Source organism: Streptomyces pinistramenti (genome assembly GCF_020564935.1).
GTDB classification, from domain to species: Bacteria; Actinomycetota; Actinomycetes; order Streptomycetales; family Streptomycetaceae; genus Streptomyces; species Streptomyces pinistramenti.
In genome coordinates this window covers 14,627-35,415 of sequence record NZ_JAJCXB010000066.1, presented here as the reverse complement: position 1 = coordinate 35,415, position 20,789 = coordinate 14,627, and the positions used below count along the sequence as shown (strand labels likewise).

Below are 20,789 nucleotides of genomic sequence, written 5' to 3'. Positions count from 1 at the left end.
CCCACGGCCGATGTCGCTGAGCAACTGGCCGGAAGCCCGGCCGACTTCGGGCATCGGGCCGCAGGCCGGCCGCGGCGCTGCGGGCGGCGCGGATCCGATTGTCAGTGGGTTGCACCACAATGGGATGAGCGCGCGACGCAGCGAGGCGCCGGGCGCGTGAGCGGCGGTCCGCAGACCGTGCGGCGTACGGAACGACTCCGTGTGCCGGGCGGGACCGGCGGGGCACGGTGCCGGAGTGGTGACACCCCGGCACACAGGCAGGACGGACAGGGACAGGGACGGCGGTCAGCGATGGCGGTATGGGACGACGTGGTCGGCCAGGACCGGGTGACGGAGCATCTCGCCGCGGCCGCGCGCGAGGCGGACGCCATCGTCTCCGCCGACCGTGCGCTCGATGCCGCGGCGCCCGGTGAGGCGGCCGCGCCCGAGCGGACCGGCGCCTCCCGGATGACGCATGCCTGGCTGTTCACCGGCCCGCCCGGGTCCGGCCGGTCCACCGCGGCCCGCGCGTTCGCCGCCGCGCTCCAGTGCGTCAGCCCGGACCGCGCGCTGGGCGGCGTCCCCGGCTGCGGCTTCTGCGACGGCTGCCACACCACCCTCGTCGGCACCCACGCCGACGTCGAGATCGTCCGTACGGACCTGCTGTCCATCGGCGTCAAGGAAACCCGTGACCTCGTCCGCCGCGCCTCCCTGTCCCCGGCGGGCGGCCGCTGGCAGGTGATCGTCCTGGAGGACGCCGACCGCCTCACCGAAGGCGCGGGCAACGTCCTGCTCAAGGCCGTCGAGGAGCCCGCGCCGCGGACGGTCTGGCTGCTGTGCGCCCCTTCCATCGAGGACGTGCTGCCCACCATCCGCTCCCGCTGTCGCCAGCTCACCCTGCGCACCCCGCCCGTGGACGCGGTCGCCGACGTCCTGATGCGCCGGGACGGCATCGAGCCGCAGGCCGCGGCGGCGGCTGCCCGCGCCACCCAGGGGCACATCGGCCGGGCGCGTCGCCTGGCCACCGACGAGCGGGCCCGCGCCCGCCGTTCGGCCGTCCTCAAGCTGCCGCTCCGCGTCGACGACATCGGCGGCTGCCTCAAGGCCGCCCAGGAGCTGATCGACGCGGCGGGCGAGGACGCCAAGCAGGTCGCCGAGGAGGTCGACACCAAGGAGACCGAGGAGCTGCGCGCCGCCCTGGGCGCCGCCGCCGGTACGGGCGGCAGGCTGCCGCGCGGCACCGCGGGCGCCATGAAGGAGCTCCAGGACAAGCAGAAGCGGCGCTCCACCCGTACGCAGCGCGACAGCCTCGACCTCGCCCTGGTCGACCTCACCGGCTTCTACCGCGATGTGCTCGCCCTCCAGATGGGCGCATCGGTCCAGCTCGCCAACGAAGAGGTCCGCGACAGCGTCCAGCGCATCGCCCAGACCTCCACCGCAGCCCGCACCCTGCGCCGGATAGAGGCGATCATCGCCTGCCGCGGTGCCCTGGACCGCAACGTCGCGCCGCTGCTCGCCGTCGAAGCGATGACCGCCGCCCTGCGCGCGGGCTGACGGCGCGCCCCACCGGCCACACCACACCGGACACCCGCTGCCGGCGCACCTCGCTACACCAGCCGCCCGGCACGTGCCTCCACCGCGCCTCCCTTACGGCACACCGCGTCACCATCCGGATACGCTCCGCTCGTAAGCCGCTTCGCGCCCCGCGCTCCACCCGCCGCCCCCCACACCCCCGCTCCGGCCTACCCGCCGGAGCCGCCAGTGCCCTCCGCGTCACGCGCCCACTGGCGCCACCGCACCCGCCCGTCACCACGCCGAACCAGGGACCGAGGGACCGCCCATGGCCACCAGCCGCCTGTTCCGCACCACCGCTGCCGTCTTCGCGGCCACCGCGCTGCTGATCTCCGGCTGTTCCTCGGGACCATCGTCCTCGGGCTCGAAGGATTCCCCGGAACGCACCGAAGGCGCCCGCGCCACCGGCGGCGCCCCATCCGTCCTCGCCCCGCTGCCCGCCGCGGTACCCGACAACCTCCGGCCGTACTACGACCAGAAGCTCAGCTGGCGCAAGTGCGGGGTGAGCGGCTTCGAGTGCGCCACGATGAAGGCGCCCCTGGACTACGCAAAGCCCGACAAGAACACGGACCTGAAGCTGGCCGTGGCCCGTAAGAAGGCCACCGGACCCGGCAAACGGATCGGCTCCCTGCTGGTCAATCCCGGCGGCCCCGGCGGCTCGGCGATCGACTACCTCCAGCAGTACGCACCGGAGTCGGCCGCCGTCCGCGCCCGCTACGACATGGTGGCGACGGACCCACGCGGCGTGGCCCGCAGCGAACCCGTCGAATGCCTCTCCGACAAGCAGATGGACAGCTACACCCAGACCGACCAGACCCCGGACACCCCCGCTGAGGTCAACAAGCTGACCACCGCCTACCGCGACTTCGCCAAGGGCTGCGAGAAGCGTTCCGGCAAGCTCCTCCCGCACGTCTCGACCATCGAGGCGGCCCGCGACATGGACGTGCTGCGCGCCGTCCTGGGCGACAAGAAGCTCACCTACGTCGGCTCCTCGTACGGCACGTTCCTGGGCGCGACCTACGCCGGCCTCCACCCCACCCGCGTCGGCCGGATGGTCCTGGACGGCGCGATGGACCCCTCGCTCGGCCCGCGGGAAGTCAACATCGACCAGACCGCCGGCTTCAACACCGCCTTCACGTCGTTCGCGGCGGACTGCATCAAGCACCCCAACTGCCCGCTCGGCACCAAGAGCCCCGAGGACGCCGGAAGGCAGCTCTCCGCCCTCTTCAAGAAGCTGGACGCGCACCCGGCCGAGACCGGCCAGGACCGCAAGCTCACCGAGTCCCTCGCCACCACCGGCGTGATCGCCGCGATGTACGACCAGGAGGCATGGCCGGTCCTGCGCGAATACCTCGCCCAGGCCGAACGCGGCAACGGCCGCGGGCTGCTCGCCCTCTCCGACAGTTATTACGAGCGCAGCCCGGACGGCAAGTACGCCAACCAGATGTACGCCAACCCGGCGGTCAACTGCCTTGACCTCCCGGCCGCCTACAAGACCCCCGAGCAGGTCCGCGCCGACCTCCCCCGCTTCCGCAAGGCGTCCCCGGTCTTCGGCGACGAATTCGCCTGGGCCTCCCTGAACTGCGCGTACTGGCCCGTCAAGCCCACCGGCTCCACCGAGCGCATCGAGGCGAAGGGCGCCGCCCCGATCGTCGTCATCGGCACCACCCGCGACCCCGCCACCCCCTACATCTGGGCCAAGGGCCTCGCCGCCCAGCTCTCCAGCGCCACCCTCCTCACCTACGAGGGCGACGGCCACACCGCCTACGGCCGCGGCAGCGAGTGCATCGACTCCGCCGTCAACACCTACCTCCTCGACGGCGTGGTCCCCCCGAAGAACAAGCGCTGCACCTGACCCCACCCGCCGGCCACCCCCGCCCCCTGACCAGCCCCGCAACCGATTACGAAGCACCCCTCCGGCATGTGTAGACTGGGCCGCGCATCACGCCGCCTTAGCTCAGTCGGCCAGAGCGACGCACTCGTAATGCGTAGGTCAGGGGTTCGACTCCCCTAGGCGGCTCGGAGAGAAACCCCAGGTTGGAACATTCCGACCTGGGGTTTTTCGTTCACCGGGTGCGGTGTTGGTGCCGGGAGCGCTTCGGGTGGGGGGCGGCAGTCTCGGTTCTGGTCTCAGTGGGCTCTGAAGAACTCGGCCATGGGCCGCATCGGGTCCTTCGGCGGGTGGGATCGGCGCTTCACGTATCGCCTGGTTCGACTGGGCGGGGTGTGCGGCAGGATCTCCATGGTGGTGGGGATGTGGTGGGCATGGCGGCGTCCGGTTCGTTCGGGGTCGTGTCGGCGGTGTTCGTGTGATGGTCACGATCCGGCCCTCCCAGGGGATGGGCATGTCGTCCGGTACGACGTGCCGGTCGAGTAGGCATCCGAGCCGTGAGGACGCGAGCAAGTATGAGTACTGCACACTCCATTGAGCCGGGCCCGATCAGCGACCTCATGCCGCAGCGGGTCTGGTACACGTCTTACGGCTCGAACATGCACCTGGGTCGACTTGCCTGCTACCTCGCCGGCGGTCGGCCACCAGGGGCGGCCAAGGTCTACCCGGGGTGCCGGGATCGCAGCTTGCCTGCGGAATCCGTTCCCGTCGAGTTGCCCGGGAGCATGTACTTCGCGACGGATTCGCCGGTGTGGGGAGGGGGCAGAGCCTTCTATGATCCCGCGGCGGAGGGGCGCGTTCTGGCGCGAGCGCACTTGGTGTCAGCGGCACAGTTTGCCGACGTTGCTGCGCAAGAGATGTACCGGGAACCGGGCGTTGATCTGGATCTGACTCAGGTGCTGTCGGAGGGAAGGGCGGTGATGGGTGAAGGCCGCTACGAGACCCTTGTTTGCGCCGGGCGGATGAGCGGCCTTCCTGTTCTCACCTTCACCGCTCCGTGGGAAATCGACGATGTGGCCTGGAATTCGCCCTCGCCGGCATATGTGCGACTTCTGTCCTTGGGGCTCCTCGAAGCAGGGGCGTGGGATGCCACAACGGTGGCTACCTATGTCGCAAGCTGCCCGGGAGCGGCCGGTCACTGGACCGAGCAGGCAATCGGAGAACTGATCCGGGGGCGGGGGGCGGCGCATGGGTGAACTGGCACGCTGTGGGCTCTGGTCCGTGGGGCACCTGTGCGTGCCCGACGGAAGGCCAGTTCGGGAGGGCCCAGTTGGAGAGGGTGGCGAAGTGGCGGTCCGCCGTATTTCCACCAGTTCTGGTTGGCCGAGCAGGCGTTGAGGAAGGTGACTCGGTCTTCCGGGGCCTGCATCCAGGGGCAGCGGCAGAAGTCCATGAAGGTTTCCGGCAGGTTCCGGGCCGGGCCCGGACGGCTGCCGCATGAACATGGAATGGGAATTGAGCTGTTCCCGGCGCCGTGGAACCGTTCGGTCTGGCGGGGAGAGAGGGCAGCCGGTCGTGCAGCGGGGGTGGACGGGGAGGCCCCCGGTAGCTGTTGACGTGCCGCGCGGCGACCGGCCGTATGACGTCGGTGAGGAGCGGGGCGAGCACGAGCACAGCACGTTCCCGCCACGATCACCTCGTACGCGAGTCTTCCCGTTTTCTCGACCTGAAAGTGGAAACCCGCACCGGTGGCATTGTTGTGTGCTGTGCTGACTCAAGTCCGGGCGGTTTGGGCGCTGTTGTCGGACTCGGTGTTCTCGGCATCAGGCTTTTTGCTGGTGTTGTCCAGCTCCCAGCCTCGGAAGGTGAAGAAGACGATCAGGATGCCGCCGCAGACAATTGCCCAGTCGGCGAGGTTCATCACGCTGAATCCCCGTACGGAGATGAAGTCGACGACCGCGCCCTGAAAGTGGCCAGGACTGCGCAAGAGGCGGTCCGTCAGGTTCCCGAGCGCACCGCCCAGCAGGAGGCCCAGCGCAATTGCCCAGGGGACGCTGTAGAGCTTGCGTGCCATGCGGATGATGGCCAGGGTGACGGCTACGGCGATGACGGTGAACAGGATGGTTGTTGCTTCGCCGATGCTGAATGCGGCGCCGGGGTTGCGCATCACCCGCAATTCCAGCACGTTACCGATCAGTTCAACAGGGGCGTGATTCTCCAAGTGCGCGACCACGGCCACCTTGCTGAACAGGTCGATCGCGTAGGCGAGCCCCGCCACGGCCAGGAGGAAAGGGATGCGCCGTTTTCCCTTTCCGGTCTCTCCCTGGATTTCGCTGCCCGCCTCTGGGGGCCGGCCCGCATTCGTCATCTTCCGTCACCTCGAAGTCTGTTGTCCGGTCGTGTCCCGGCTCGTGGGCCGCTTGGCGGCGGAGACGGGGGCCGGGAAACTCCGCGTTGTCGTCATCGAACGTGTTGTCCCCAGCAGTATCTCCTTCTCCTCACGCTTCGCGAGAATCCATCAGCCGCTGGGCGACAACCGGGCCGATCTTGTCGGGTGGACCGCCCTTCGTTGTGCGGTCGTGCGCAGAATCGATGGCGTATACGTCTACGTCTCCTGCGTGCGGTTCGGGGTGGGGGAGTCGTTTCCTGCGCAGGTCTGGGTCGGCGGTTGACGTAGTGATGGGTGAGTATGTGGATTATTTTGGACTCATTCGTCGCTATGGCCTCTTCGTCCATGTTCGGTCTCGGGGGATGCGCAGTGGCGGTGCCTCGCTGGTCGGTGGAGGCGGTCGATGCCGGGTGTTCCGGTAGGTGTTGTGCTGTAGGTCCTTTGTGTGGTGCCTTTTCGATGTCGGGAAACTTTGCCGTTCGTCCTCGTCTTGCGCGAAAATCGTTGGGCGCTTGAGGCAACCCACCGTGCCGGAGGCGGGCCGCGGATTCCCTTCGGGTAACCCGGATGTCCGTTCGGTGAGCAGGGTGGTGTCGCCAAGTGCTGTTGTCGGCACGGGGAAGGACACGGCAATGGAGAGTGCTGCCGATGACGCGGCGGTCGAGGGCTTGAAGGTATCGGGGCGGGGGTTCGAACCTGTTCTGGTTGAGGATCGGGTTCCCTATCTCGCGCGTCTCGCGGAGGGGAGCCGTAAGGCTCTGCTGGCAACCGGTGTTGAGCTGCGCTATCCGTCCCGTGCCGTCGTGCTCAGGGAAGGGGAGCCGTCCTCCCACGTGCTGTTGGTTCTCGATGGCTGGCTGAAGGTGACGGCCGATTCGCACAACGGGCACGAGGCGCTGCTTGCCCTACGTGGGCCGGGGGACATCGTGGGGGAGAGTGCGGCCCTGCACGGATCGTCCCGTTCCGCTTCTGTGACGGCGTTGGAGCCGGTCAAGGCGATGGTCGTCGCAGCGGAACGCTTCACGGTCTTCCTCGACGAGCATCCGGTGGCGGCACGTCGGCTGATGGCGGTGATCACCGACCGGATGCGTGCCGGGGACCGTAAACGGTTGGAGCTCGCGGCCTGTGGCGTCAAGGAACGGCTGGCCCGGCTGCTGCTGGAGCTTGCGGAGTGGCACGGCGAGTGGGTGCCGGAGGGGATCCTTGTCCGAGTGCCGCTCAGTCAGCAGGAGTTGGCCGGGTCGGTGGGTTCCTCAAGGGAGGCGGTCGCCCGCCTGTTGCGTGAGTTGCGGGAGCGCGGTGTGGTGACGACGCGGCGGCGGTCCTTGATCGTGGTGCGGCCCGAAGTGCTGCGTCGCATCAGTGGTTCTGCGTAATCCGTCACATTCGGCGTGTGGCAACGGTCCTCCCGCGGTGAGCCGTCCTGTTGAACTCTGGTCGAGGAGCAGGCCGGCAGGGAGTTCGACCGTCCGGCCGGCTGCCGGGCTCCTGCCCGGATGCCCCGTACACCGATGCCGCCCTGAAGGCCGGGCGAGCCAACCCGAAAAGGCGCGCGATGCCGGAACCCAGCAACAAGACCATTCTTCTCATGGACATCGAGGGGTCAGGAGGCCGCCTCGACAGCGAACAGGCCGTGATCCGCCGCATGTTGTACGCCGTCCTGCGCGAGACGCTTTCGGCCGCGTCGGTCGAAGCGACGGAATACCGCAGTGAGGACAGGGGGGACGGCGTCTTCGTCCTCATCGAGCCGTCGGTGCCCAAACCAGCCCTGATCCGAGCCCTTTTGACGACCACTCCGATGAGGCTCACCAGCAACAACCGGCTGGCCGCCGCCGGTGTTCAGGTCCGGCTCCGCATCGTCCTGCACACCGGGGAGGTGGCGATGGACGCGTTCGGGGCGGGCGGCGCCGATCTCGTTCACGCCTTCCGGCTGCTGGACGCAGAGGAGTTGCGCGCTGCGCTGGATGCCGGTTCGGAGCCCAGCGTCCTGTGCGTGTCGGAGGCCGTCTACCACGGCGTGGTCCGCCATGCCCACCACGGGATCAGTCCCGAGTACTTCCACCCGCTGACCACTGACAGCAAGGAAGGCGTACTGACGGGGTGGTACCACGACTCCGTGGTGCGGGACAGCACGCTGGACGAGTGGCCGCCCGTGGACGAGCCCGGTGCGGTCACGCCTGCTCAGGGCCGGGCCGAAGGGGAACGCCTGCCGGCGGATCCCGCCCCCGGGCCGGTCCTCCACACGCGAACCGGCAACTTCTTCCTCGGGGCGGCCCGGATCGACGGGGACGCCGTCGCGGGTGACAAACATGTCGGTACCGATGCTGCTGAGCAGAGGCGGCGCCGGCCTTCTGGAGGTACGGACCGTTGAACCGCCAGGAGCACGAGCGGGAGCCCGACCGCGACGAGGCGGGGGGCGGCGAGGACAAGCGCCCCGAGCGGGAAGAGGCGGAGCCCGAGAAGCAGTCGGCTCCCCCTGCGCAGGACCAGGAGCCGCCGCCGGAGGCGTGGGAGGCCGTCGAGCAGCTCTTCGCGCTCGCGCCGCACCTGCGGGCCGGCCGGGCCAACGTCATGGGTGACACCCGGGTGCGCGGTGACGTCGTGGCCGGCGACAAGCACGTCCGGGTGCACCTGCACAGCGGCGAGCCGTCGAGGCTGCGCCGGGTCGGCCCCCTTCCTGCCACGGAGCTGGAAAGGGTGGAGCGGACCTTCGCGCCGAACCGGTGCTACGACCAACTGTGCGCCGGGCTCACCGAAGAGCGCGTCCTTGTGCTGCGGGGACGCCGGGGCACCGGGCGCCGGACCGCCGCGCTGCGGATGATGCGGCAGACCGGCAAGGAAGCCGTCGAAGTGATCGCGTTGGATCCCGGGACGGAACCCGCCGAGTACGCGGGCCATGTGCTGCCGGGGAAGGCTCACCTGGTGGTGGATCCGGCCGCCGGCGAGGACGGGCCGCTGCGGGACATCCATCTGCACGCCGTCCGGCATCGGCTTGCGGACTCGGGCGGGCTGTTCGTCGTCGTCGTGGATCACGGAACGGTACTGGACGGGGTGGAGGTGAAGGAGTGGACGTCGCCCAGGCCGGCCGATGTCGTCACGGCGCACCTGCGCCATCTGCTCCAGCAGTCCGGCCACTCCCGCGCGGAGGCATCCGCCGAGATCGACCGATTGCTGCAGATGGAGGTGAGTGAAAGGTATGTGCGCTCCGGTCCTTCGCCGCAGGAAGCCGCAGAGTTCGCCCGACTGCTCACCGAGTACTCCGGCGGACGGTGCGGGTTGGAGCAGTTGACCGGGTACGGGCGCATGTCTGCCGACGCGCTGGTCGATTCCTGGTTCGGCGACAGCGGGACAGATCTGCGGGACAAGGCATTTCTGATCTCGCTCGCCGCATTCGACGGATCGCCCTATCCGCTCGTTGTCGATCTCGGGGACCGCCTTTACGGGCGATTGGATGCTGTCGAGAGGCCGGAACATGCGGCGGCACATCCGGTTTTCGGTACGTCCAGGGCGAAGCGGCTGGAACTCGCCAGGGCGCGGGAGTACAGCGTCGATTCCGACACTCCGTGGGGCCGGATTCCTGAACAGGCGGTGGAGTTCGAGAACGAGAACATCTGGAGTGCCGTCCTGCGCCATGTCTGGAACGGTCATCCCGCTGTCAGGGAGCCCCTGCTGGAGTGGCTGGATGCGCTGGTGGCGGATCAACGGCCGCTGGTGCGGCTGCGCGGCGCGGTGTCCGCCGGGGTGCTGGCGAGTTCCGATTTCGGCTACGCGTGCGAGCGGTTTCTCACCCGCTGGGCTTCGTCGCCGAGCTTGATGGAACGCCAACTCGCGGCCTGGGCGCTGTATACCGCGGCGGAACACGGGATGGACACACCGGTCGGACGGTTGCTTGGCGTCTGGAGCCGGCAGAGCGATCTGGGGCAGCGGTGGACGGCGGCCCGCACCTACGCACTGCTCGGCGGCACCACGGTCACGACGGCGCTGCGGGACATCGGCAGGATGGCCGCGGTCGGACCGGTGCCCGACGCCGCTTTGCAGGCAGCCTTGGAGCAGACGCTCGATGTCCTGCTCCAGGGCCCCGCAGCCACCACGGTCCTGGGACGGCTCGTGCAGTGGCGGGGGAGCGGCGATCGTCTGGGTGAGCTGGCGGCCAGGGGCTTTCTGGGCGGCGCGGCGCGGCGCCGCTACGAGCCGGGAGCCGGTTCGGCCTGGCCCCGGCTGCTCTGGCTGGCGGATCGTGACCCTGTCGCCCGGCGGCACGTCGTCGTCCTGTGGCGCGGGCTGCTCGGGGACCGTTCCACCCGGGACGAGGCGCGGGACGGGGTCGCCCGCTGGGTCCGAGCCGCCGATCACGCGTCGGCCAAGGAGGCGGCAGCCAGGTCCGTTTCCGGGGCGAAGCCGGCCGTGGGAGTGCCGCCGGACGTCGAGGCCGTGTCGGATGTCGAGGAGGCGCTGCGCCGGCTGCTGCCGGAGCTGGCCGTGACCGCGAATGAGCGGGACCGGCTCGACTATCTGCTGCGTCGGCTCCGCGACGGCAGCGGTAAGCCGGGCCCGGCGGCCCAGCGGCTGCGGACCGCCCTTCCCGGCGGGCCGCCGCAAGTGCTCACAGGCCCCTGACGCCACGTCGGCCACGCCCCGGCCCGTACCGAAGAAGGCCGTACCGAAGAAGACCCGGACCACCCATCCCTCAGCAAGAGCGAGAACGGAAGCAGGAGAAGGACATGACGCCGATCGTCAACGACCCCGTACGCGCGGAACGCACCCTGCATCGCTTCGAATACGTACGCAACCGACCACCGGCCTTTGCCGAACGCGCCCTCGTCTACCTCACGTCCGGCGGCCGGCCGCAGACCTATCTTCCCCACCAGCAGCCCACGCGCGGTGAGTTGGTGAGCAAGAATTTCCGGACCCTGTACGAGGTGGACATGGGGATACAGCACATGGCCCTGGAGCACCGGCTGCCCAGTGAGGGAGATGCCTCGTTCTTCTCGGCGGAGACCGATCTGACCTGGCGGGTCACCGACCCCACGGTGATCGTGGAGAAGCAGGTCAGGGACGTGCGGGCGCTGATCGAACCGCGGCTGCTGGCCCGGATGCGCAGGGAGAGCCGCCGGTACCCGATCGAGAGCAGCGCCGACGCGGAAAACGCGGTGATGGACGCCCTGGCTTCCGGGCCCCTGGCGGCGGATGAGGGCCTGGAGATCCACTGTCAGGTCCGGATCAGCCTCGACGCGGAGGCGGTGAGCCAGCTCTCCTCGTTGCGCTCCATCGACTACAGCAAGATGCGGACCCGGAGCGAGCACGAACTCACTCGGCTGCGCACCCGCAACGATCAAGAGGAGATGGAGGCGCGGAGCACCTTCTACGCCACGCTCCTCAGCCAGGGCGAGATGGCCCGCTGGGGCGCGCACCTGGCTCAGAACCCGGGCGACATCCCGCTGGCGATCTCCTCCATCCGCGAAGACGAGAGGGAGGCGAGCGGCAATCAGATCCGTCTCATCGAGAAGCTCCTCGACACCGGAGTGATCGAGGACCACATGGTGGAGGAGACCGCACGCGCCGCGCTGGAGGGAGTGAAGTCGCGGCTCAACGATGCCGGTCAGGGCCGCACCCGTAAGCAGCCGATCTACCGGGAGCAGCTGGAGCAGGGGCCGCGTGCACAGGGCGGCGAAGGGGCCGGGCCGGGGGAGGGCACGTGAGCACGGCTCCGGAGGCGCTGCGGCCCGTCGTGTCCTTTCTCCTGTTCGGCGGTGCCTTCTACGTGGTGCTGCGGTGGGTGACGGCGCCCTTGCTGGTCCATCTGGGGACGGGTGTGGAGTACGCGCTGAATGTGGCGGCGGCGGGGCTGCTGTTCCCGGAGTACTGCTGGACCCGAGCGCAGCGACGGGTTTCGGGCCATGCCGCGGCCTTTGCGTACACGTACGGAGACGCGGTGTGCGCGCTCGCGGGCGCCGGTCACCGGTGCGCCGGCACGCTGCTGACCGCCCTGCATGCCGCGGCCGTGCGGCTGGGGCACCGCGGCTCTCTGTGGTGCGGCGCGCTCGGTGCCGCGGCGCTGGTGGTCCCCCGCCTGCTGTGACCAGGCACGGTGCACGCCGACGCCCAGATCCCGACGGGTACACCAGGAGTACGGGACATGACGGATGTAACTGGCTCATCCCCGGCCCCGTCCCCGGCGGCCGCCCGCTCCACCCCGCACGAGGCGCAAGGGGTGCAGACCGCCGAGCGTCTGCTGGCCGAGGTGCGGAACGAGATCGGCCGGGCCGACAGCAAGGCGTCCGTGCTCATCGCGGCGATAGGGGTGTGTGCGGGGGCGGTGCTGAGCGGGCGGTGGGAGGCTGCGCTGACGGTCGGGGCCGGCCGGGTCTTCGGCGGAGCCGGCAGCCTGGCCTGGGTCGCGGCGGTGGGCTTCCTGCTCTTCGCCACCTTCCCCCGGTACCGGTCGAGCCGCTGGCGCACCGGCCGTCCTGTGACGTATTTCCTCGACATCCGGCTGGCCGCGCGGACGGGGATGCTCGCCGATGCGCTGCGCGGCACCGAGGAGGACCAGATGGCCGGACTGGTGACGGCACTCGACGACGCGAGCGGCATCGTCGCGGCCAAACACCGGTGGATCAGGACAGGGCTCAGCTGTTTCGCACTCGGCGCGGTCGCGCTGGTGCTGGGGGTGCTGGTGAGTTGATCAGGAGCCGGCCGGCCCATGTCGAGGTGCTGCGGGACGTACGCCGGATCGCAGCGGGCCGGGGTGGGGGCATGGGCGCCACGGGCGGGCGGTGGGGTCCGGCCGGGACGGAGCGGCGCCGCTATCCGAGCAGCTCCGTCAGTTCCCCGACCTCTTCCCGCAACCGCTGATGCAGCGCCTCCGCCGCCGGCGACAGCGGTCGGTCCGACGGGCGGGTGATGCCTACGGCCTGGCTGATGGATTTCAGGGGGGTGTCGATGAGGCGGAGGTCGGCGTCCTGGGTGGCGATCAGGAGGGGGAGGGCGGCGATGGCGTCGGTGGACAGGAGGAAGTGGCGCAGGGTCGGCATCGAAGTGCATTCGACGCGGTCGGTGGGGAGTTCGACGTTCTCGTGGGTGAAGAGTTCTTCCAGTTCGGCGCGGAGTGCGGTGCGGTCGATGGGAAGTACCCAGGGGTAGCGGCGCAGTTGGGCGAGTGAGGGGCTGCGCCGGCGGTGGGCCGGGTGGCCGGCGCGGGCGGCCAGGCGTACGGGCTCGCGGTAGAGCTGTTCGTGGGTGAGGCGCGGGGGCGGGGAGCCGATGAGGCGGCCCAGGATGAGGTCGATCTCGCCGGAGAGCAGGCCGGCCCTGAGTGTGTCGGGGTCGGCTTCGCGGACGATGACGGTGACGGACGGGTGGGCCTGCTTGAGGGCCGCTATGGCGCGGGGCAGCAGCAGGTTCGAGCCGGCCAGGTGGATGCCGATGGTGACGGTGCCGAGGTTGCCGGCGGCGAGGTGGGTCAATTCCTCGCCGGCCTGGCGCAGCTGGGCCAGGACCGTGCGGGCGTGGCCGACGAAGGACTCGCCGTACAGGGTGAGGGTCATGCCGCGGTGGTGGCGTTCGAAGAGGGGGACGCCGAGGATCGTCTCCAGGTCGTGCAGGGCGCGGGTGACGACGGGCTGGGTGATGTGCAGCTCCTGGGCCGCCCGGATGACGCTTCCCTGGTCCGCGACGGCGGTGACGAGCGTGAGGTGGCGCAGTTTCAGCCGGCCGTCGAGGAGCTTGTCGCTCTCCATGGCCTCAGGGTATGCCCGTAGAGCTATGGCAGGGAACGTAAAGAGCATTATTCAGGCATGGCTGAGTTGCCTAGCCTCGCTGACATGAGCCGCAGCAACTCGCTCCCCGTGCGGGAGATCCGGAACTTCGTGGACGGCGCCCCGGTGGACGGCGTGCACACCTTCGACAAGATCAGCCCGGTGGACGGTTCGCTCATAGGACGGGTCCACGAGGCGGATCAGGTCCTGGTCGACGTCGCCGTCCGCGCCGCGCGCCGTGCGCTCGACGGACCCTGGGGCAGCACCACCGTCCCCGAACGCGCCCAGTTGCTGCGGCGGATCGCCGACGGCATCGAGAACCGCTTCGACGAGCTGGTGGCGGCCGAGGTGGCCGACACGGGCAAGCCGGTCGCGATGGCCAAGGAACTCGACGTGGCGCGCGCCGCCGCGAACTTCCGTGCCTTCGCCGACACGGTCTCCGCCACCGGCCTGGACTCCTTCCTCACCGAACTCCCCGGCGGCCGCAAGGCGCTGAACTACGCGGTCCGCAAGCCGCTCGGCGTGGTCGCCGTCATCGTGCCCTGGAACCTGCCGCTGCTGCTCCTGACCTGGAAGCTCGCCCCGGCCCTGGCCTGCGGGAACACCGTCGTCGTCAAGCCGTCGGAAGAGACCCCGTCCTCGGCCACGCTGCTCGCCGAGATCCTCCAGGAGGCCGGGCTGCCGAACGGGGTGTGCAACGTGGTGCACGGCTTCGGCCCCGAGTCGGCGGGCGGGTTCCTGACCGAGCACCCGGACGTGGACGGGGTGACCTTCACCGGCGAGTCCGCGACCGGCTCGGCGATCATGCGCGCGGTGGCGCCGCGGGTGCGGCCCGTCTCCTTCGAACTGGGCGGCAAGAACGCCGCGTTGGTGTTCGCCGACACCGACATCGAGCGGGCGGTGGACGGGCTCGCCCGGTCCGTCTTCACCAACACCGGGCAGGTCTGCCTGTGCACCGAGCGGGTCTACATCCAGCGGCCGGTCTTCGACGAGATCGCCGCCGGGCTCGCCGAGCGCGCCCGCGCCCTGCGGCCGGGACGCCCCGACGACCCGGCGACCACCACCGGTCCGCTGATCTCCCAGGCGCACCGCGAGAAGGTCCTCTCGTACTTCGAACTCGCCCGGAAGGAAGGCGCGGAGGTGCTGGCCGGCGGCGGCATCCCCGACCTCGGGCCCGACCTGGCCGGCGGTTCCTGGATCGAGCCGACGCTGTGGACCGGCCTCGCGCACACCGACCGGACCATGCGCGAGGAGGTCTTCGGGCCGGTCGCAGGACTCATCCCGTTCGACACCGAGGAAGAGGGCGTCCGGCTGGCCAACGACTCGCCGTACGGCCTCGCCTCCTGCGTGTGGACCAGCGACCTGGACCGCGGCCACCGGGTCGCCCAGCAGATGCGCACCGGCATGGCCTGGGTCAACACCTGGTTCCTGCGCGACCTGCGGTCCCCCTTCGGCGGCACCGGCCTGTCCGGCATCGGCCGCGAGGGCGGCACGCACTCCCTCCACTTCTACTCCGAGCCGACGAATGTGTGCGTGCAGCTGTGAACACCACCGAACCGGGCGCCGGGCCCGCGGCCCGCGACCTCACCCCTGAGCAGGCCGCCGCGGCCGAACGCCTGCGGGCGGCGGCCGTCGCCAGGACTCCCTGTGCCCCCGTCCGTGACCTGATCGGCGACACCGACCAGGACGCCGCGTACGCCGTGCAGAGCGCCGTGCTCGCGGACCGGCTGGCGGCCGGGGCGCGCCGGGTCGGCCGCAAGATCGGGCTCACCTCGCCTTCCGTGCAGCGGCAGTTCGGGGTCTTCACGCCCGACTACGGCGTGCTGCTCGACGACATGGTGCTCACCGACCGTGAGCCCGTGGACCTCGGCCGCTTCCTCCAGCCGCGGATCGAGGCGGAGGTCGCCTTCGTCATCGGCCGCGACCTGGACGACGAGGCGGTCACGGCGGCCGAGGTGATCCGGGCGACCGACTTCCTGCTGCCGGCCCTGGAGATCGTCGACTCGCGGGTGGCCGGCTGGGACATCCGGATCACCGACACCGTCGCCGACAACGCCTCCAGCGGCGCCCTGGTCCTCGGCACCACCCCGCGCCCGCTGTCCGCCGTCGACCTGCCGGGCCTGGGCATGGCGCTCGATCACCGCGGCGAGATCGTCTCCACCGGATCGGGGGCCGCCTGCCTGGGCACTCCGGTGGCCGCCGTGGTCTGGCTGGCCCGCGAGGCGGCCCGCCGGGGCGCACCGTTGCGGGCCGGCGAAACCGTGCTGTCCGGGGCGCTCGGCCCGATGGTCCCGGTCACAGGGCCCGGCGTCTTCCGCGCCCGGCTCGACGGGCTCGGCGAGGTCCACGCCGACTTCATCCGGGGCACCCGGGACGTTCAGGAAGGAGCCGCGGCATGACACGCGCCGTAGCGATCATCGGGTCCGGCAACATCGGCACCGATCTGCTGTTCAAGGTCAAGCGGCTCTCGCAGACCCTGCACGTGGCCGCCATGGCGGGCGTCGACCCGGAGTCCGACGGGCTCGCCAGGGCCCGCAGGCTGGGCGTCGCCACCACCCACGAAGGCGTCGAAGGGCTGCTGGCACTGCCGGAGTTCGCGGAGGTCGCGGTCGTTTTCGACGCCACGTCGGCCGCCGCACACCGGCACAACTACGCGGTGGTGAAAGCGCACGGCAAGCTGATGGTGGACCTCACCCCTGCCGCCGTCGGCCCGTACGTGGTGCCGCCGGTCAATCTCGACGCGCACCCCGGTGCGGACAACGTCAACATGGTCACCTGCGGCGGGCAGGCCACCGTCCCGGTCGTCGCGGCCGTCTCACGGGTGGCGCCGGTCCGGTACGCGGAGATCGTGGCGTCCATCGCCTCGCGCTCGGCGGGGCCCGGAACCCGCGCCAACATCGACGAGTTCACCGAGACCACCGCCGCCGCCATCGAGCAGGTCGGCGGCGCGGAACGCGGCAAGGCGATCATCGTCCTCAACCCCGCCGAGCCGCCGCTGGTGATGCGGGACACCGTCTTCTGCCTGATCGAGACGGCCGACCACGAGCGGCAGGAGGCGATCCGGCGCTCGGTGGCCGCCATGGCCGACGCGGTCCGTGAGTACGTACCCGGCTACCGCCTCAAGCAGGACGTGCAGTTCGACCCGGTCGACGAGCCCTTCGTACCCGGCATCGGGCGCGCCTTCCGTGGCACCAAGGTCTCGGTGTTCCTTGAGGTCACCGGCGCCGGCCACTACCTGCCCGACTACGCGGGAAACCTCGACATCATGACCTCCGCCGCCCTGCGCACCGCCGAACGCCTGGTCGCCGGAGAGCGGGAAGGAGCAGCCACCCGATGAGTACCCAGACCGACGGGACGCCGCACGGCGAAGGCGGCAGGTCCGTCTTCGTCCAGGACGTCACCCTGCGGGACGGCATGCACGCCGTGGGGCACCGCTACACCGCGGACCAGGTCCGCTCCATCGCCTGCGCGCTGGACGCGGCCGGCGTCGACGCCATCGAAGTGGCGCACGGCGACGGCCTGTCAGGATCCAGCGTCACCTACGGGCACGGCGCCCGCACCGACCTGGAGTGGATCGAGGCCGCCGCGTCCGTCGTCCGCAAAGCCCGGCTGACCACCCTGATCCTGCCCGGCATCGGCACCATCGATGACCTGCGCCAGGCGCACGCCGCGGGGGTGCGCAGCGTCCGGGTCGCGACCCACTGCACCGAGGCCGACGTCGCCGCCCAGCACATCGCCTGGGCCCGCGAGCACGGCATGGACGTGGCCGGCTTCCTGATGATGAGCCACCTCAACGACCCGGCGGGGCTGGCCGGGCAGGCGGCCCTGATGGAGAGTTACGGCGCACACTGCGTCTACGTCACCGACTCCGGCGGCCGGCTGACCATGCCCGACGTCGCCGCGCGGGTGCGGGCCTACCGTGACGTCCTCGACCCGGGCACCGAGATCGGCATCCACGCCCACGAGAACCTCTCGCTGTCGGTCGCCAACAGCGTGGTCGCCGTCGAGAACGGCGTGACGCGGGTGGACGCCTCCCTCGCGGGCCAGGGCGCGGGCGCCGGCAACTGCCCCATCGAGGCGTTCGTCGCCGTCGCCAACCTGCTCGGCTGGCGGCACGGCTGCGACCTGTTCGCCCTCCAGGACGCCGCCGAAGACCTGATCCGCCCGCTCCAGAAGCGGCCGGTCCGGGTCGACAGGGAAACCCTCACCCTCGGCTACGCGGGCGTGTACTCCAGCTTCCTGCTGCACGCCGAACGGGCCGCCGCCCGCTACGGCCTCGACGTGCGCGAGCTGCTCCTTGAGGTCGGCAGGCGGCACATGGTCGGCGGCCAGGAAGACATGATCGTCGACGTGGCGCTGGATCTGGCCGCCGCGCGTGAGGAAGGCGCAGCATGACCACCGCACACTCCCCGGCCGCCCGCAACGCCGCGGTCCACGACAGCGCCGCCGGGCTGCTCGACACCGCGGCCGTCAGCGCCGAACCGGTACCCCAGCTCACCTCGTCCGGCGCGCTGACGCTGGACGAGGCGTACCGCATCCAGCGGCTGCTGATCGGCCGCAGGCTGGCCCGCGGCGAGCGGATCAGCGGCGTCAAGCTCGGCTTCACCAGCCGCACGAAGGCCGCGCAGATGGGCGTCTTCGACGTCATCTTCGGACGGCTCACCGACGGCATGCGGATCGCGGACGGCGGCCGCATCGCGCTCGGCCGGTACGTGCACCCGCGGGTGGAACCCGAGGTCGCCTTCCGGCTCGGCACCGACATCGGACCCGGTGACGACCTCGACCCGGAGAGCGCCGTCGACGCGGTGGCCCCGGCCCTTGAGGTGATCGACAGCCGCTACCGCGACTTCCGCTTCACCCTCCAGGACGTCGTCGCCGACAACACCTCGGCCAGCGGCTACGTCCTCGGCCCGTGGACCCGGCTCGCCGACGCCGGTGACCTCGCCAACCGCGGCGTGCGCCTGGAGATCGACGGGCGGACCGCCGAGACCGGCTCCACCGCCGCGATCCTCGGCCACCCGCTGCGCGCCGTGCACGCCGCCGTACGGATGGCACGCGTCCAGGGGCACACCCTGCGGGCCGGGACCGTCCTGCTGGCCGGTGCCGCGACCCCGGCCGTCGCGCTGACCCCCGGCACGTCGGTCGAGGCGACCGTGACCGGGCTCGGCAGGGCGGGCTTCACCGTCGGGGAGGCCACCGATGAGTGACGGCATCGTCGTCCCCGGCAAGGCGACACCGCGCGGACGCTTCCCGCACGTCAAGGCCGCCGGTGAGCTGGTCTTCCTCTCGGGCACCAGCAGCCGCAGGCCGGACAACACGATCGCGGGCGCGGCCGCCGACCACATGGGCGCCACCACCCTCGACATCCGGGTGCAGACCCGGGCCGTCCTGGAGAACGTCCGCGAGGTGCTGGCCGCGGCAGGGGCGGGGCTCGACGACCTCGTGCAGGTCACCACGTACCTGGTGAACATGAACGACTTCGCGGGCTACAACGAGGTCTGGGCCGAGTATTTCGACGAGAGCGGCCCCACCCGGACCACCGTCGCCGTGCACCAGCTCCCGCACCCGCACCTCCTCATCGAGATCCAGGGCATCGCCCGCAGGAACGACGGCAACTCAGCCGAGGACAGTGGAAGGGACGGTCAATGATGAGTCTTCCCCCGGTCATCAACTTCGCGCAGTGGGTGGACGCGCACGCCGAAGAGCTGAAGCCGCCGGTGAACAACCGTCAGATCTGGGACGGTGTCAGCGACTTCATCGTGCAGGTCGTCGGCGGCCCCAACCAGCGCACCGACTTCCACCTCGACCCGTACGAGGAGTGGTTCTACCAGGTCAAGGGCGCGATGCACGTCAACGTCATGACCGACGAAGGGCCGCAGCGCATCGACGTCCGCGAGGGCGAGATGTTCCTGCTGCCGGGCAACGTCCCGCACTCCCCGCAGCGCCCCGAGGCCGGCTCGATCGGCCTGGTCATCGAGCGGATCCGGGAGGAGGGCACGCTGGAGAGCTTCCAGTGGTACTGCCCCGGATGCGACGCGCTGATCCACGCCGAGGAACTCCAGGTGCGCGACATCGTCACCGACCTGCCCCCGGTCTTCGAGAGCTTCTACGACAACGAGCGGGCGCGCACCTGCCGCGCCTGCGGCACGCTGCACCCCGGCAAGGGCTGAACACCACCATGAGACACATAGACGTCCACACCCACTACGTCCCCCGTGCCTGGCCCGACCTGGCGAAGGCGGCGGGCCCCGCGGGGGACTGGCCCTGGCTGCGCGCCACGTCCGAACGGGAAGCCATGATCATGGTGGGCTCCCGGGAGTTCCGCCGGATCGGTGCCGACTGCTGGGACGCCGCCACCCGGCTCGCCGACATGGACGCCGACGGCATCGACCTCCAGGTCGTCTCGCCCACACCGGTGTTCTTCTCCTACGCGCGCCCCGCCGACCAGGCCGTCAGGACCGCGCGGATCTTCAACGACCTCGCCCTGGAGATCTGCGCCCCCGCACCGGACCGGCTGCTGCCCTTCGCGCAGGTCCCGCTCCAGGACCCGGAAGCCGCCTGCCGGGAACTCGACAGGTGCCTGGACAACGGGCACCACGGCGTGGAGATCGGCAACCACGTCGGCGACCGCGACCTCGACGACGAGGGTGTGGTGATGTTCCTCCAGCACTGCGCGGAACGCGGCGCGCCGGTCTTCGTGCACCCCTGGGACATGCCGAACTCGCCGCGCCTGGACCGGTGGATGGCCCAGTGGCTGACCGGTATGCCGGCCGAGACGCACCTGTCGGTGCTCGCCCTGATACTCGGCGGCGTCTTCGACCGGGTGCCGCCTTCGCTGAAGATCTGCTTCGCGCACGGCGGCGGCTCGTTCGCCTTCTGGCTGGGCCGGCTGGAGAACGCCTGGCACCAGCGCGCCGACGTCATCGCCACCTCCCAGCTGCCGCCGTCGAAGTACCTCGACCGGTTCTCCGTCGACTCGGTCGTCTTCGAACCGGCCGCGCTGCGCACCCTCGTGGACACCCTCGGCGCCTCCCAGGTGATGGTCGGCAGCGACTACCCCTACCCGCTCGGCGAACGCCCCGCCGGCGCCGTCGTGCACCGCGCGGACTTCCTGAGCGACCAGGACAGGGCCGCGCTGCTCGGCGGCAACGCGCAGCGCTTCCTGGGGCTGCCGGAGGACTGAGGGCGCAGGAGGGGTGCCGTTTCCCCTGGCTCGCCGTTCGGGCGGAGGGCAAGAATGACGGCACGCCCTGCGCCCCGACGT

19 protein-coding genes and 1 tRNA gene are annotated in these 20,789 nt (G+C 70.6%); 18 read left to right on the top strand and 2 right to left on the bottom strand.

Annotated elements, in window-relative coordinates:
• The first annotated feature begins 291 nt into the window (after positions 1-291).
• From LIU39_RS30330 to LIU39_RS30310, 4 genes are all read left to right on the top strand, one after another.
• Complete coding sequence (locus LIU39_RS30330; RefSeq protein ID WP_227050142.1) at positions 292-1,533, top strand: DNA polymerase III subunit delta'; 1,242 nt, start codon at positions 292-294, stop codon at positions 1,531-1,533.
• A gap of 286 nt (positions 1,534-1,819) precedes the next feature.
• Positions 1,820-3,406, top strand: a complete 1,587-nt coding sequence (locus LIU39_RS30325; protein WP_227050141.1) for an alpha/beta hydrolase — start codon at positions 1,820-1,822, stop codon at positions 3,404-3,406.
• Between the two features lie 91 nt (positions 3,407-3,497).
• Positions 3,498-3,571: transfer RNA gene (locus tag LIU39_RS30320), tRNA-Thr, on the top strand.
• 386 nt (positions 3,572-3,957) lie between these two features.
• Positions 3,958-4,638 carry a histone deacetylase gene (locus tag LIU39_RS30310; protein ID WP_227050140.1) on the top strand — a complete coding sequence of 227 codons (681 nt, stop codon included), beginning with the start codon at positions 3,958-3,960 and terminating at the stop codon, positions 4,636-4,638.
• A 518-nt stretch (positions 4,639-5,156) separates the two neighbouring features.
• On the opposite strand, the gene lspA is transcribed toward LIU39_RS30310, so the two are convergent.
• Positions 5,157-5,750, bottom strand: a complete 594-nt coding sequence (gene lspA, locus LIU39_RS30305) for a signal peptidase II (RefSeq protein WP_227050139.1) — start codon at positions 5,748-5,750, stop codon at positions 5,157-5,159.
• A gap of 653 nt (positions 5,751-6,403) precedes the next feature.
• Between lspA and LIU39_RS30300 the strand changes: the two genes are divergently transcribed.
• The 6 genes from LIU39_RS30300 to LIU39_RS30275 all read left to right on the top strand — a co-directional run bounded on the left by LIU39_RS30300 (position 6,404) and on the right by LIU39_RS30275 (position 12,453).
• The gene (locus LIU39_RS30300; protein ID WP_227050138.1) at positions 6,404-7,147 is read left to right on the top strand and encodes a Crp/Fnr family transcriptional regulator; all 744 of its coding nucleotides are present in this window, start codon (positions 6,404-6,406) and stop codon (positions 7,145-7,147) included.
• A gap of 179 nt (positions 7,148-7,326) precedes the next feature.
• Positions 7,327-8,142 carry a hypothetical protein gene (locus LIU39_RS30295; RefSeq protein ID WP_227050137.1) on the top strand — a complete coding sequence of 272 codons (816 nt, stop codon included), beginning with the start codon at positions 7,327-7,329 and terminating at the stop codon, positions 8,140-8,142.
• Entirely contained in the window at positions 8,139-10,388 is a 2,250-nt protein-coding gene (locus LIU39_RS30290; protein WP_227050136.1) for a hypothetical protein, read from the top strand. The genes LIU39_RS30295 and LIU39_RS30290 overlap by 4 nt, the downstream gene beginning before the upstream one ends.
• Positions 10,389-10,492: 104 nt before the next feature.
• Positions 10,493-11,470 (top strand): hypothetical protein, encoded by a 978-nt coding sequence (locus LIU39_RS30285; protein ID WP_227050135.1) that lies wholly within the window; start codon positions 10,493-10,495, stop codon positions 11,468-11,470.
• The gene (locus LIU39_RS30280) at positions 11,467-11,850 is read left to right on the top strand and encodes a hypothetical protein (RefSeq protein WP_227050134.1); all 384 of its coding nucleotides are present in this window, start codon (positions 11,467-11,469) and stop codon (positions 11,848-11,850) included. Before LIU39_RS30285 ends, LIU39_RS30280 begins: the two co-directional genes overlap by 4 nt.
• A 57-nt stretch (positions 11,851-11,907) precedes the next feature.
• Positions 11,908-12,453 carry a Pycsar system effector family protein gene (locus LIU39_RS30275; RefSeq protein WP_227050133.1) on the top strand — a complete coding sequence of 182 codons (546 nt, stop codon included), beginning with the start codon at positions 11,908-11,910 and terminating at the stop codon, positions 12,451-12,453.
• Between the two features lie 121 nt (positions 12,454-12,574).
• Here LIU39_RS30275 and LIU39_RS30270 read toward each other — a convergent pair whose 3' ends face one another.
• Positions 12,575-13,507 (bottom strand): LysR substrate-binding domain-containing protein, encoded by a 933-nt coding sequence (locus LIU39_RS30270; protein ID WP_227050132.1) that lies wholly within the window; start codon positions 13,505-13,507, stop codon positions 12,575-12,577.
• 84 nt (positions 13,508-13,591) lie between these two features.
• On the opposite strand from LIU39_RS30270, the gene LIU39_RS30265 reads away from it, so the two are divergent.
• From LIU39_RS30265 to LIU39_RS30230, 8 genes are read left to right on the top strand one after another with little or no spacing between them, the layout of a single operon-like run.
• A complete protein-coding gene (locus LIU39_RS30265) occupies positions 13,592-15,070 on the top strand; it encodes a 2-hydroxymuconic semialdehyde dehydrogenase (protein WP_227050131.1) in 1,479 nt (492 codons plus the stop codon).
• The gene (locus LIU39_RS30260) at positions 15,067-15,924 is read left to right on the top strand and encodes a 2-keto-4-pentenoate hydratase (RefSeq protein WP_227050130.1); all 858 of its coding nucleotides are present in this window, start codon (positions 15,067-15,069) and stop codon (positions 15,922-15,924) included. Before LIU39_RS30265 ends, LIU39_RS30260 begins: the two co-directional genes overlap by 4 nt.
• Entirely contained in the window at positions 15,921-16,862 is a 942-nt protein-coding gene (locus LIU39_RS30255) for an acetaldehyde dehydrogenase (acetylating) (RefSeq protein WP_227050129.1), read from the top strand. The genes LIU39_RS30260 and LIU39_RS30255 overlap by 4 nt, the downstream gene beginning before the upstream one ends.
• A complete protein-coding gene (gene dmpG / locus LIU39_RS30250; RefSeq protein ID WP_227050128.1) occupies positions 16,859-17,920 on the top strand; it encodes a 4-hydroxy-2-oxovalerate aldolase in 1,062 nt (353 codons plus the stop codon). The genes LIU39_RS30255 and dmpG overlap by 4 nt, the downstream gene beginning before the upstream one ends.
• A complete protein-coding gene (locus LIU39_RS30245; protein ID WP_227050127.1) occupies positions 17,917-18,732 on the top strand; it encodes a 2-keto-4-pentenoate hydratase in 816 nt (271 codons plus the stop codon). The genes dmpG and LIU39_RS30245 overlap by 4 nt, the downstream gene beginning before the upstream one ends.
• Positions 18,725-19,174, top strand: coding sequence for a RidA family protein (locus tag LIU39_RS30240; RefSeq protein WP_227050126.1), 450 nt, complete (start codon positions 18,725-18,727; stop codon positions 19,172-19,174). The genes LIU39_RS30245 and LIU39_RS30240 overlap by 8 nt, the downstream gene beginning before the upstream one ends.
• On the top strand, positions 19,171-19,695 hold the full coding sequence (locus tag LIU39_RS30235) for a 3-hydroxyanthranilate 3,4-dioxygenase (protein WP_227050125.1): 525 nt from the start codon (positions 19,171-19,173) through the stop codon (positions 19,693-19,695). Before LIU39_RS30240 ends, LIU39_RS30235 begins: the two co-directional genes overlap by 4 nt.
• 8 nt (positions 19,696-19,703) lie before the next feature.
• Positions 19,704-20,708: an amidohydrolase family protein gene (locus LIU39_RS30230; protein WP_227050124.1), complete on the top strand. Its 1,005-nt coding sequence runs from the start codon at positions 19,704-19,706 to the stop codon at positions 20,706-20,708.
• Positions 20,709-20,789: the final 81 nt, after the last annotated feature.

Coding starts and splice junctions, on each gene's coding strand:
- LIU39_RS30330 (WP_227050142.1), top strand. CDS start 292: ATGGCGGTATGGGACGACGTGGTCGGCCAGGACCGGGTGACGGAGCAT.
- LIU39_RS30325 (WP_227050141.1), top strand. CDS start 1,820: ATGGCCACCAGCCGCCTGTTCCGCACCACCGCTGCCGTCTTCGCGGCC.
- LIU39_RS30310 (WP_227050140.1), top strand. CDS start 3,958: ATGAGTACTGCACACTCCATTGAGCCGGGCCCGATCAGCGACCTCATG.
- lspA (WP_227050139.1), bottom strand. CDS start 5,750: ATGACGAATGCGGGCCGGCCCCCAGAGGCGGGCAGCGAAATCCAGGGA.
- LIU39_RS30300 (WP_227050138.1), top strand. CDS start 6,404: ATGGAGAGTGCTGCCGATGACGCGGCGGTCGAGGGCTTGAAGGTATCG.
- LIU39_RS30295 (WP_227050137.1), top strand. CDS start 7,327: ATGCCGGAACCCAGCAACAAGACCATTCTTCTCATGGACATCGAGGGG.
- LIU39_RS30285 (WP_227050135.1), top strand. CDS start 10,493: ATGACGCCGATCGTCAACGACCCCGTACGCGCGGAACGCACCCTGCAT.
- LIU39_RS30275 (WP_227050133.1), top strand. CDS start 11,908: ATGACGGATGTAACTGGCTCATCCCCGGCCCCGTCCCCGGCGGCCGCC.
- LIU39_RS30270 (WP_227050132.1), bottom strand. CDS start 13,507: ATGGAGAGCGACAAGCTCCTCGACGGCCGGCTGAAACTGCGCCACCTC.
- LIU39_RS30265 (WP_227050131.1), top strand. CDS start 13,592: ATGAGCCGCAGCAACTCGCTCCCCGTGCGGGAGATCCGGAACTTCGTG.
- LIU39_RS30255 (WP_227050129.1), top strand. CDS start 15,921: ATGACACGCGCCGTAGCGATCATCGGGTCCGGCAACATCGGCACCGAT.
- dmpG (WP_227050128.1), top strand. CDS start 16,859: ATGAGTACCCAGACCGACGGGACGCCGCACGGCGAAGGCGGCAGGTCC.
- LIU39_RS30245 (WP_227050127.1), top strand. CDS start 17,917: ATGACCACCGCACACTCCCCGGCCGCCCGCAACGCCGCGGTCCACGAC.
- LIU39_RS30240 (WP_227050126.1), top strand. CDS start 18,725: ATGAGTGACGGCATCGTCGTCCCCGGCAAGGCGACACCGCGCGGACGC.
- LIU39_RS30235 (WP_227050125.1), top strand. CDS start 19,171: ATGATGAGTCTTCCCCCGGTCATCAACTTCGCGCAGTGGGTGGACGCG.
- LIU39_RS30230 (WP_227050124.1), top strand. CDS start 19,704: ATGAGACACATAGACGTCCACACCCACTACGTCCCCCGTGCCTGGCCC.